The 14178-nt window shown below is 46.9% G+C and carries 2 protein-coding genes; both read left to right on the forward strand.

From position 1 onward, the window contains the following. The coding region (locus tag J7E26_RS14335) for an amino acid adenylation domain-containing protein (protein WP_214813589.1) at window positions 1-6216 on the forward strand (6216 nt) is incomplete at its 5' end. Window positions 6217-6299: 83 nt separating this feature from the next. Then, entirely contained in the window at window positions 6300-14159 is a 7860-nt protein-coding gene (locus J7E26_RS14340) for a non-ribosomal peptide synthetase (protein ID WP_214813591.1), read from the forward strand. Window positions 14160-14178: the final 19 nt, after the last annotated feature.

A 14178-nucleotide genomic window follows, 5' to 3' on the forward strand; every position in this document is an offset into this window, starting at 1 on the left:
GCACAAACGCCGCAGGAAATCGCAATTCAATACGAAGATGCGGTGATTTCTTACAAAGAGCTGAACGAAACGGCCAATAAACTGGCGCGGATTCTCCGAAAACGGGGTGTGAAGCATCAAGAGCCGGTGGCTGTGATCACCGGGCGTTCACCATCATTAGGAGCGGCTGTCCTCGGCATTTTAAAAGCGGGCGGGGCTTTTGTTCCGATTGATCCGAGCCATCCTGCCGAACGAATCCGCTACATCATGGAAAACAGCGGCTGCGCTCATGTTGTAACAGAGAAAGACCAGTCAGTCCCGGAGGCAACAACGCAGCTTGTCACATACTTAGAAGAAGCTGAGACTGAACCGGACGGAAGCAATGTCCAGACGATAAACACGGCGGCGGATCTGCTTTACGTCATTTATACATCAGGAACGACGGGGAAACCGAAGGGTGTCCTGCTTGAACATAGAAATATGGCCAACTTGCTGCATGACCAATTGACACACTCAGGCATCGATTTCAAAACCAATGTGCTTCAATACGCATCTCCGGCGTTTGACGTCTGTTATCAAGAGCTGTTTACAGCCCTGCTCAGCGGCGGCACGCTTCACATCGTGCCTGAATCGATCAAGCGGGACGCGGCTCAGCTGTTTTCGTTTATTACTAAACATCAGACGGACGTTGTATTTTTCCCGACCGCTTTTGTCAAGATGCTTTTTAACGAGGAGAGCTATGCACATTCATTTCCGCGCTGTGTGAAGCATGTGATTACAGCAGGAGAGCAATTGACCGTCTCCCGTTTATTTCAGCAAGTGCTCCGCACACACGGCATGCATTTGCACAATCATTACGGTCCGTCAGAAACTCATGTCGTGTCGGCGTACACCATTCGTCCGGGAGATGATATTCCTGAGTATCCTCCGATCGGCAAACCGATATGCCATAACAATATGTATATCATCAGCAAGAACAAACAGCTTCAGCCCTTGGGCGTGGCGGGAGAACTGTATATTTCGGGAGCAAATACCGGGAGAGGCTATGCGAATAACCCGTCTTTAACGGGAGAGAAATTTTTGCCTGATCCGTTCAGAAAGGGAGCGGTCATGTACCGCACCGGGGATTTGGCAAGGCTGCGTGCGGACGGGCAAATTGAATACATCGGCCGTATTGACGATCAGGCGAAAATCAGGGGCTATCGGATCGAACCGAAGGAAATTGAGGTGATATTGGCCAATCACCCGGCGGTGAAAGAAGCAGCCGTTCTTATTCAAAAAAACGCTGCGGGTGAAAATGAATTGTGCGCGTACTGCAGCGTATCAAAAGCGACTGATCCTTCAGCATTACGGACAGATCTGGCCAAAGACCTTCCTGACTATATGATTCCCGTAAAATGGGCTTTTGTTGAATCAATTCCGCTCACTGTAAACGGAAAAGTCGACCGCAAAGCGTTGCCAGCACCAGAGGGAGGCGTGCAAACGGGAGTCGAATACGTGGCTCCTCGTACAGCGGCGGAAGCGCAGCTAGCGAATATCTGGCAAGAGGTGCTTGCACTTCCGCGTATCGGCGTGAAAGACAATTTCTTCGACGTTGGCGGTCACTCGCTGCGGGCAACGACTCTGATAGCGAAGCTGCACAAAGAGATGGGTGTCAGCCTGCCGCTGCGGGAAGTGTTCCGATCGCCAACAATTGAAGAAATGGCAGAAATGATTACCGGTATGGAACACACTGCATATACATCTATCCCGACCATTGAAGCAAAAGAATACTATGCCGTCTCCTCGGCGCAAAAACGACTGTACATTTTGAATCAGCTGAAAGGCGGAGAGCTGAGCTACAACATGCCGAGTGTCTTGAGAGTCGAAGGAGCTCTGGATCGGGACCTTGTCGAGAAGGCGATCCGCAAGCTGATTCAGCGCCATGAGACGCTGCGAACCGGCTTTGAACTGATAGACGGAGAACCGGTGCAGCGGATTTATGAGGACGTGCAATTTGCAGCGGAATTCACTCAGGCGGAAGAAGAAAAGGCGGAAGCCCTCGTTCATGGGTTTGTGCGAGCATTTGACTTGGAGAAAGCGCCGCTGCTGCGGGTAGGACTCATTGAGCTTGCAAAAGACCGCCATTTGCTGCTGTTTGACATGCATCATATCATTTCTGACGGCGTATCTATCCGCAATTTGATTGAAGAGTTCGTCTCATTATATGAGGGAAAAGAACTGCCGCCATTGCGGATTCAGTATAAAGATTATGCGGCGTGGCAGCTGTCGGATATCCAAAGCGAACGGATGAAGCAGCAGGAAGCGTACTGGCTGGATGTGTTCAGCGGAGAGATTCCGGTGCTGGATATGCCAACCGACTATGGAAGACCGGCTGTGCGAAGCTTTGAAGGAGGACAAATCGAGTTTGTCATCGGACCGGCCTTGACGGAACAGCTGAAAGGTTTGGCGGTAAAGAGCGAAAGCACGCTGTACATGGTGCTGCTGGCTGCTTATACGACCATGCTTGCCAAATACAGCGGGCAAGAAGACATCGTAGTAGGCAGCCCGATTGCCGGAAGAACGCATACGGATTTGGAAAGCTTAATCGGCATGTTCGTGGGCACGCTGGCGATACGAACGAATCCGGTTGGGGAAAAAACATTTCGGGAGTACATGCAGGAAGTCAAAGAGCATACATTAAAAGCGTACGAAAACCAGGAGTATCCATTCGATGAACTGGTGGACAAGCTGAATGTGTCCCGAGATTTCAGCCGCCATCCGCTGTTTGACACGATGTTCATATGGCAAAACACAGAACGAGGAGAATTGAGCCTCGAAGACGTGCGTTTTACCCCTTATCCGAACAACCATGCGATGGCGAAGTTCGACCTGACGTTCCAAGCGGCAGAGAAAGAGGAAGGAATTACAGGTGTTATCAGTTACGCGGCATCGCTGTACAAGCAGGAAACTGCGGAACGCATGGCAAAGCACTTTATCCAATTGATCGAGGCTATTGCAAGTGATCCGCAGGCGCCGCTTTCATCGCTGGAGATGATCACGGCGCAGGAGAAAGAGCAGATTTTGGAGAGATGGGACCAACCGGCGATAGACTATCCTCGGGACAAAACAATTCACCAATTATTCGAGGAGCAGACGGAGCGCATGCCGGAGCAAGTGGCCGTAGTTTACGAGGAAAGCCGATTAACGTACCGTGAGCTGAACGAACGGGCGAACCGGCTGGCGCGGATTTTAAGAAATAAAGGCGTGCAGCCTGACCAGCCTGTGGGCATACTGGCAGAGCGTTCTCTGGAGATGATCGTGGGGATTATGGCGATTCTGAAAGCCGGGGGCGCGTATGTGCCGATGGACCCTGATAGCCCGAAGGAACGCATCCGCTATATTCTGGAGGATTCAGGAGCAAAGGTGCTGCTGTCGCAGCGTCATTTACAGGAGCATGTATCGTTTGCCGGAGAGCTTTTGCTGCTGGATGGCGAACGAATGAACGGCGGGGATGGTTCGAATCTGGTGACGGCAGCCAGACCGGATCACTTGGCGTATGTGATCTACACATCAGGCACAACCGGCAAGCCAAAAGGCACGCTGATTGAGCATCGCCAAGTTCTTCATTTGATGGAAGGGCTCCGCGGACAAGTGTACGGTGCTTATGATCCGGGATTGCATGTGTCTCTGCTGGCTCCCTATTATTTCGATGCATCGGTAAAACAAATTTTCGCATCGCTGTTAGGGGGACATGCGCTGTTTATCGTTCCCAAAACATCAGTATCGGACGGTCATGCCTTGTCAAGCTATTATCGCAACCACCGCATTGACGTGACAGATGGAACACCGGCACATTTGCAATTGCTTATTGCTGCAGATAGCCTTCATGGGGTAACGATCCGGCACATGCTCATTGGAGGAGAGGCGCTCCCGCGGGCGACGGTGGCGCAATTGCTGGAATTGTTCGCTTCGAACGGGTCAATGCCGGCCATAACCAATGTATACGGTCCGACGGAAACCTGCGTGGACGCATCGGTCTTTCATATCGTGCCGGAGACATTGACATCTGCTGACGACGGTGGTTACGTTCCGATCGGCAAGCCGCTGGGCAACAACCGTGTGTATATTGTTGATTCCCGCGATCAGCTGCTGCCAATAGGTGTAAAGGGTGAGCTGTGCATTGCCGGAGACGGAGTAGGACGGGGTTATCTGAACTTGCCTGAATTAACGGGTGAAAAGTTTGTGGCCGATCCGTTTGTAACCGGAGAGCGGATGTATAAAACAGGCGATCTTGCCTGTTACCTGCCGGATGGAAACATTGAATATGCCGGAAGAAAGGATCATCAAGTCAAAATTCGCGGTTACCGGATCGAACTTGGCGAGGTTGAAGCCGCTCTTCTCAACATCGAGCATGTACAAGAAGCTGTTATCCTAGCCAGAGAAAATGCAGAGGGGCAAAGCGATTTGTATGCCTATTTTACAGGGGAGCAATCAGTGCCGATCAGTCAGCTTAAAGAAAAGCTCTCTAATCAAATACCGGGCTATATGGTTCCTTCATACCTGATCCAGCTGGAGAAAATGCCGCTAACCTCCAATGGAAAAGTGAATCGCAGCGCGTTACCGCTGCCTGAAGCAGGCTTGCAGACCGGGATTGACTATGTTGCTCCAAGGACAAAACCGGAAGAGCAGCTGGTTCACATCTGGAAAGAAGTATTAAAGTTAGAACAAGTTGGCGTGAAAGATAACTTTTTCGATCTCGGCGGGCATTCGTTACGGGGGATGACGCTCGTTACCAAGATCCATAAGCAATTCAACAAAAGCATTTCATTGAGAGAAGTGTTTCAATACCCGACGGTTGAAGAAATGGCGAAGGTCATTGCAGGCGCGGAAACCTGCGGACCGGATGAAATCCCTGTTGCAGAAGTCAAAGATGTTTATCCTGTATCTTCCGTACAAAAGATGGTTTACCTGTCTACACAAATTGAAGGCGGAGAACTAGGTTACAACATGCCGGGGATTTTGACATTGGAAGGCAGGATCGACATGGATCGTTTACAATCTGCGTTCCACAGGCTGATTCAGCGCCATGAATCGCTTCGAACCGGATTTGAAATGATTCGAGGTGAACTGATGCAGGTGATCAAGCCACAGGCTGAGTTCTCTATAGAAAGGTACAAGGCAGCGGATGAGGAGGTCGAGGAGCTGTTCCGCAATTTCGTGCGAACATTCGATCTTAGCCAGGCTCCATTGCTTCGAGCCGGACTCATTGAATTAGAACAGGACAGGCATGTTTTCATGTTTGACATGCACCATATCGTCACGGACGGCGCTTCTATGAATATCTTTGTTGAAGAACTGATTCAATTGTATGACGGCAAAGAATTAGCCCCGCTAAGGATTCAATACAAAGACTTCACTGTATGGCAGCAGCAGACAGAGCAGAGGGAACGCATCAAGAGGCAGGAGGACTATTGGCTGAATGTATTTCATGAGGAGCTCCCCTCGCTTGAGCTGCCGAAAGATTTTGCCAGACCGCGAGTTCGAAGCTTTGAAGGGAAGCAATACAATTTTGTTCTCGATGAGACTGTGGTCCAAGGTATAAAACAGATGGAAGAATTGACCGGATCGACCGCTTATATGATCTTGCTGTCAGCCTATAACATACTGCTGGCCAAATACAGCGGTCAAGAAGATATCATCGTCGGTACGCCTATTGCGGGAAGAATGCATGAAGATTTACAGCATATCATCGGGATGTTTGTGAATACGCTGGCCATCCGTACGGCTCCGGCTGGAGAAAAGACCTTTATGGACTATGTAACGGAAACAAAAGAAACGATGCTGAAAGCTTATGAAAATCAAGAATATCCTTTTGAAGAATTAGTTGAGAAACTGGGAGTGAAACGTGATTTAAGCCGCAATCCGTTATTCGATACGATGTTCGTGCTGCAAAATACGGAACAAACGGATATCGAAGTGGATTCTCTCGCTGTCAGACCATATGAACAAACGAATACGGCGGCCAAATTTGATTTGCAGCTGACCTTCGTGATGAACCCGCATGAGGTTCGAGGAAGCTTTGATTATTGTACGAAGCTATTTAAACAGAAAACCATCGCTACGTTGAGCAAGGATTACGCCATGATTCTGTCAGCGATTATACAAAACCCATTGATTCCTTTAAAAGAAATTCAATTAAGTGAGAAAGTAAACAAAAGTGAACAATACGCAAGCGAAATCGAATTGAATTTCTAAAAACGGCCGGTAATGGCTGTCCCCGGCATGATGTTTTTGCGGGGACAGCCGCCAGCCGGCTTAAATTTACTGGAGGGATATTAATGTCAGAATTTAAACAACAGGAATTATTCTGGAGCAGCATGTTCGATGCGGAAGATCGTCCCATTGCATTCCCTTCGTTTCAAATGTCGGACTCAACAATAGAGCACAATGCGTCGAGTGCCCCTAACTGTATTCACAGTTCATTGAGATCCGATGTATCCCTGCGTATCATGACTATGACGAATAAATCGCCAATGGCCGTTTATATGGTTCTCTTGGTTGGAATCGAATGCCTTTTGTACAAATATACGGGGGAAGAGCGCATTGTTTTAGGTGTTCCAACCTTTGAAGACGAAACGGATGAGAACCTTCGCTTGGATCAAGTCATGTTAATCAAGCAAAACATAATGGCAAACAGCACGTTTAAATCCATATTTAATGAATTCAAACATACGCTGAACGGAGCTATCTTACATCAGCAGGTGCCCTTTGATAAAATGGCCGGTCCATTGAGCCTGAATTACGATTCGAATCATTTGCCAATGATCCCTACGATCGTATCATTAGATCAAATTCACCCCACTCGTTTCAAAGAAACAGTTGCTTCGGATACTTTATTTCAATTTGACATGGGGGATGACTCTATTCATGTAAAGGTAACTTATAATGAGGATGCTTATGATCGTCAATATATGATGCAAGTGATCGAACATTTAAATCGGATTTTTTCGATCATGTTATTTCAACCCGACCTTACGATCCGCCAGCTTAATATTCTGTCAGATTCAGAAACAAATAAATTCATCGCCTATAATCAAACGGCTGCCGAGTATCCAAGAGAAAAAACGATTCATCAATTGTTTGAGGAACAAGCGGAACGTACGCCGGATCAAACGGCTGTTGTATACGAGGATAGCCAACTGACGTACCGGGAACTGAATGAAAAGGCGAATCGACTCGCTCGGACGTTGCAATCAGAAGGCGTAAAGCCTGATCAGCCGGTTGGGATTATGGCCGAACGCTCCCTGAATATGATTGTAGGGATCTTCGCGATCTTGAAAGCCGGTGGGGCGTATGTGCCGATTGACCCGAGCTATCCGGAGGAACGGATTCGATACATATTGGAGGATTCGGATACGAAGTTGTTATTAGTGCAGAATCATTTGCGAGAGAGAGTACCTTTTACGGGGAAAGTGCTGGATATGAAAGATCCGCAAAACTTTTGTGAAGACGGTTCGAATACAGAGCCGGCTGCCGGCCCGAATCATTTGGCCTATGTTATTTATACATCAGGGTCAACGGGCAAGCCAAAAGGTGTAATGGTAGAGCATCGTTCAGTGATCAATCGGCTGGTGTGGATGCAGGAAAAGTATCCTCTGGATGAGCGGGATGTGATTCTGCAAAAAACTGCGATCACCTTTGATGTTTCGGTGTGGGAACTGTTCTGGTGGACGATGGCAGGTTCTAAACTGGCGCTGCTGCCAAGCGGAGGAGAAAAGAACCCCGAGTTGATTTTGGATACGATTGCAGAAAAAGGTGTCAGCACAATGCATTTTGTACCGGCGATGCTGCATGCCTTTCTGGAATCCATGGATCAGAAGCCAAGCGAGATGTTGAAACAAAAGTTAGCGTCATTAAGACATGTGTTTGCAAGCGGCGAGGCTTTGAAGACTGTACATGTGGCAGGCTTCAAACGCATCATCACGTCGGTGAGCCAGGCTCAAATCATCAACTTGTACGGACCGACTGAGGCAACAATTGATGTGTCATACTTTGAATGCCAGTCGGAAGAAAAGTATGCATCGATTCCGATAGGCAAACCGATTTCCAACATTCAATTGTATATATTACATGCCGATTTGGAACATATGCAGCCGACCGGTGTGGCAGGAGAACTGTGCATAGCGGGCGATGGGCTTGCAAGGGGCTACTTGAAACGTCCGGAGCTGACGGCGGAGAAGTTTGCAGATCACCCGTTTGCAGCAGGGGAGCGGATGTACCGGACGGGAGACTTAGCAAGATGGCTGCCTGACGGCAATATCGAGTATTTGGGCCGAATCGATCACCAGGTAAAAATCCGCGGTTATCGCATTGAAATTGGCGAAGTCGAAGCCGCTTTTTTTCATATACCGGCGATCCAGGAAGCCATCGTTATTGCACAAGAAATCGATGGGGAAACATCCTTGTGCGCCTATTATACCGCACAACATGATTTAACGGCAGGCGAGCTCCGTGAACAGCTGTCCCGGCAGCTTCCATCCTATATGATACCTGCTTATTTCGTTCAGTTGAAAGAGATGCCGCTTACTTACAACGGGAAAATAGATCGTCAAGCGCTTCCTTCTCCAAGAGAGAATCTTACAGGTATGAACTATGAACCTCCACGCACAGAACTGGAAAAAATACTAACCGCAGTGTGGGAGTCGGTATTAGGCTTAGAACGGGTCGGAGTCTCGGATCATTTCTTCGAATTGGGGGGCGATTCCATTAAGTCGATTCAAGTGTCCTCAAGATTATACCAAGCCGGGTATAAGTTTGAAATCAAACACTTGTTTAAATACCCAACGATCTCCGAGCTTGTTCCTTACGTAGAGCCGGTAACCCGAATCGCAGAACAAGGAGAAATTAAAGGCCAGGCGCTGCTGACACCGATTCAGCATTGGTTTTTTGCCCAGAAATACCCGGAACTACACCATTATAATCAAGCGGTTATGCTTTATTGGAAAGAGGGACTGGATGAATCGAAGCTTCGGGAAGTCATGAAGAAGATTACAGAGCATCACGATGCTTTGCGCATGGTCTATGTTCCGACAAAACATGGATACGAAGCCCGAAATCGGGGGATCGATGAAGGTGATCTATTCAGTCTTGAAGTGATCTCATTACTCGAAGAAAAAAATGTTTCCCAGGCGATAGAAACGATATCCAATGAGATTCAGCAATCCATTCAATTAGCCGAAGGTCCGCTCATGAAACTGGGATTGTTTCGGTGTCAAGAGGGAGATCATTTGCTGATTGCGATCCATCATTTGGTCATCGATGGCGTTTCATGGAGAATTTTAATCGAGGATATAGCGGCTGCTTATGAGCAGGTTCAAAACAGAGAAGCGATCCGGCTTCCGAAGAAAACGGACTCTTACCTGTTATGGGCTGAACAGTTGAAACGTTATGCAGGAAGCCCGGAATTTGAAATAAAAAATCAATACTGGTTTCAGCATGAACAAGCTCCAGTACAATTATTGCCAAAGGATAACGAGCGGGAAATCGGCCTGGCCGAAGATCGGGAAACGATCATCGTCCAATGGACGGCTGAGGAAACAGGCCGTTTATTAAAAAACGCTCACCGGGCTTATACGACAGAAATGAACGACTTATTGCTGACTGGGCTGGGGATTGCTATTCGTCGTTGGACTGGATATGAAGACATTCTCATTCACCTTGAAGGACACGGCAGAGAGTCTATTATTCCAGATCTCGATATTTCGCGTACAGTGGGCTGGTTCACAAGCCTATACCCGGTTTCGCTCCAAATCAAGGCTGATCAGGATATCTCGCAGCGGATTAAAACAGTGAAAGAAAATTTACGTAAGATCCCCCAAAAAGGAATAGGATATGGCCTGATCAAATATTTGTCCGATCACCCGAAGGCTTCCGAATTTACCGGACATCCGGAAATCAGTTTCAATTATTTGGGTCAATTTGATCAAGATTTCCGAAACGGCAGGATGGAGGTATCTCCTTACTCAAGCGGGAAAACAGCCAGTGACAAGCGCCCCATAACCTATGCACTTGATATCAACGGCATGATTTCAAACGGCCAATTGTCGCTGGCAATCAGTTATTGCGGTAAACAATATCAAAGAGAAACAATGGAAACATGCGCAGATCTCTTAAAAAGCAGTTTGCAGCAAGTCATCGAACATTGTGATGCTCAAGATCAAATTCACCTGACGCCAAGCGATATTTCGTTAAAAGATATAACGATCGGTGAACTAGATCAATTTGTGCAACAAACGCATCATCTTGGTGAAATTGAAAATATATACCCATTAACCCCTATGCAGAAGGGGATGCTGTTCCATAGCCTGATCGATTCGGCTTCCGAAGCTTACTATGAACAAGCCGCTTTTGATCTGAAAGGTGTCTTGGATATCGAGGCATTTAGGATGAGTTTTGCGCAGCTGGCCGAAAGATATGACATTCTTCGAACTACTTTTTATACAGAATGGAAAGATCAGCCTTTGCAGATCGTATTCCGGCAAAAGCCGATTGAAACGGTCGTTGAAGATATTCGCAGCATGAACAGTCATCAACGCAGCGAGTTTATTGCCGATTTTGCGAGAAGAGATAAGGCGCGAGGATTCAATCTCACCCGAGATGCTTTAATGCGCGTATCGATCCTGCGGACAGAGGAAAACCAAGCGCGATTGATATGGAGTTTTCATCATATTTTAATGGATGGCTGGTGTTTGCCTCTTGTTACGAAAGAAGTGTTTGAAACCTATTATGCGATTCTTGAGCGGAGGCAGCCGAAGCGGGGAGCCGTCACTCCATACAGCCGATATATCGAATGGCTGGATAAACAAGATCACAAGCAGGCAGCAGCCTATTGGCGTAATTATTTGGACGGCTATGAAGGGCAAACTGTTTTGTTACAAGAACAATCTTCAAACCAGGAGAAAGGATATGAAAAAGGAGAACGCGCGTTTCGTTTAGGAAAGCAGCTCACAGACGAGATCAAACGGGCCGCAAGCCACCATCAAGTCACCGTCAATACATGGATACAAACCGCATGGGGCTTATTGCTGCAAAGATATAACGGGAGTCAGGATGTCGTTTTCGGCACGGTCGTATCCGGCCGGCCGGCAGAAATTCCGGGAATAGAAACCATGGTCGGTTTATTTATCAATACCATTCCCGTACGTATTTATACGCAACCTGAAATGACAGCTGCACAAGTATTGAAAATGAATCAGGAGCGGGCACTGGCTTCTCAAGCATACGATACATTTCCGTTGTATGAAATTCAGGCTCAAACTGAGCAAAGGCAGCAGTTGATCAATCATATTATGGTATTTGAGAATTATCCGGTCGAGAAACAAATGGAACATATGAAGCAGGATGACAAAGCATTAGACATTATCGATTTTCATATGGAAGAACATACCCATTACGATTTTACTTTTATAGTTATGCCGGCCGGAGAAATTGAAATTCGTTTTGTATACAATCGCGATGTTTATGATCAAGCAAGTGTCGAGCGGATGCAGGCGCATTTCATGCAAATCATTAAGCAAATGGCGGACGATCAGGAAACTCTCATCCAAGAACTGGATATATTAACAGCGGATGAACGATCGCTCCTGATAGAGAAGTTTAACGATACGGCGGCTGATTATCCAAAGGAAAAGACGATTCATCAATTGTTCGAGGAACAAGCGGAGCGAACGCCGGAGCAAGTGGCGATTGTTTTTGAAGATAAGAAGCTGACGTATCGCGCATTAAATGAACGCGCCAATCAGTTGGCCCGAACCTTGGTTGCCAAAGGTCTTCAGGCTGAACAGCTTGTTGGCATTATGGCGGAACGTTCCCCGGAGATGGTGATAGGCATCCTCGCTATTTTGAAAGCGGGGGGAGTTTACGTACCGGTCGATCCGGAATATCCGAAGGAACGCATCCATTATATGCTTGAAGATTCTAACGTCTCTATATTATTATTGCAAAATCATCTTCAAGAATGCACCGCTTATCAAAGTCATGCTGTCTTCCTTGACGATCCGTCATCATACGAAGCCGAAGCAGCCAATCTCAATCGAAGGGCAGCGCCAAATCAATTAGCCTACGTCATCTATACATCTGGAACAACGGGGAATCCGAAAGGAACGCTCATTGAACATAAAAATGTGGTCCGTCTATTATTTAACAACAAAAACTTATTTGATTTTAACGCATCGGACACATGGACCTTGTTTCATTCCTTCTGCTTTGATTTTTCGGTATGGGAAATGTACGGAGCGCTGCTGTATGGGGGCAAATTAGTGATTGTTCCGAAACAAATAGCGCAAAACCCGGAGAGCTATTTGCAATTGTTAAAGTCGGAAGCTGTGACGATTTTAAATCAAACGCCAAGTTATTTCTACCAACTGATGCAGGAGGAGAGAGCAGATCCCGAATCCAATTTAGACATCCGAAAAATCATATTTGGCGGAGAGGCGTTAAGTCCATCCTTCTTGAAAGACTGGAAGCTTAAATATCCTTTAACGCAATTAATCAATATGTACGGCATCACAGAAACCACCGTTCATGTCACATATAAAGAAATCACGGAACGAGAAATCGACGAGGGCAGAAGCAACATCGGACAGCCTATTCCTACCCTCCAAGCGTATATTTTGGATGAATATCAGCGGCTTCAGCCAATGGGCATACCGGGAGAGCTCTATGTTGCAGGAGAGGGACTGGCCAGAGGATATTTGAACCGCCCGGAATTAACGGCCGAAAAATTTGTTGAACACCCGTTTGCCGCAGGCGAAAAAATGTACAAAACGGGAGATGTCGCCCGATGGCTGCCTGACGGCAATATCGAGTATTTGGGAAGAATTGATCATCAGGTGAAAATCCGGGGCTACCGGATTGAAATTGGCGAGGTCGAAGCGGCTTTATTGCAACTGGAATCTGTCAAAGAAGCGGTCGTCATCGCGATTGAAGAAGAGGGCTCAAAGCAGCTGTGCGCCTACTTGTCAGGAGACGAGTCATTAAATACGGCGCAGCTGAAGCGTCATTTGCTGAACAAACTGCCCGCGTATATGATACCGGCTTATTTTGTACAAATAGAGAAGTTGCCGATAACCGCTAATGGAAAAATCGATCGAAAAGCTTTGCCGGCTCCTGAGGGAAATAGGCTCACCGGAACCGAATACGCAGCACCCGAAACGTTAATTGAAAAGCAGCTGGCCGAGATATGGAAGAACATTTTAGCTCTCAGTGACCCGGGAATTAAAGATAATTTCTTTGACGTTGGCGGCCATTCGCTCAAAGTTTTGCAAGTTATTCATCAGATTAACACCAGTATGGGAATCAAAATGCATTATCAAACCGTATACGATTTTCCGACCATCGAAACAATGGCACGCGCCATTCAAGCGGCAGTTTTCGAGTCCAAGACGGATAACGTATTCGTCAAGATGAATCAGAACGGTTCAATCCCTGTGTTCTGTTTCCCGCCTTTAATCGGGTACGGGCTGGTTTATAATGAAATGGCGAAAAGACTTGACGGCCACTGCACCGTCTATGCCGCTGATTTCTTAGAAGAGCCGTCTTACGAGAAAGAGATAGTTGACCGATATGCAGAAAGCATGATAGGCATTCAAGAACAAGGGCCTTTTGTTTTACTTGGTTACTCCTCGGGGTCGAATTTGGCTTTTGAGGTTGCCAAAGCCTTGGAGAAGCGCGGGCGCATTGTATCGGACATTATTATGCTGGATTCTAAAATAGCCGTTTCGGTGACTTATTTATCAGAAGAGGAAACCGAAGAGATCATCCATCGGAATCTGGATATCATTCCGGATTATTATAGAGAATTATTAACTATTCCTTCGATTAAGGATAAAATCAGAAGCTATCTCACGTATCACAATAAACTGATCAATTCCGGCGCGGTTAACGCCAACATTCATCATTTTCTATGCGGCGATTTGACCAATAGAGGATGGACGCAATCAACCGCACAGCATTACCTTGAGTACAAATTAAAAGGAGACCATGTGACGATCTTTGACCCTCACAATATCGAAGAAAATGCGGATGCAATTCGATCTATTATCAAAAGGATTGAAGAACGGCATCAACACGGACTTGTTCTTGAAGAACAACTGTCAACGGGATCGTTTGCTGGTAACACAAAGTTTGACAAAATGTAAATGATCCAGGGCAAAATGC

Source organism: Bacillus sp. ISL-51 (assembly GCF_018613535.1).
Taxonomy (GTDB): domain Bacteria; phylum Bacillota; class Bacilli; order Bacillales; family Bacillaceae; genus Bacillus.

Bases quoted from the DNA above. Each gene is read 5' to 3' on its own strand.
- J7E26_RS14340 (WP_214813591.1), top strand. From the start codon at position 6,300: ATGTCAGAATTTAAACAACAGGAATTATTCTGGAGCAGCATGTTCGAT.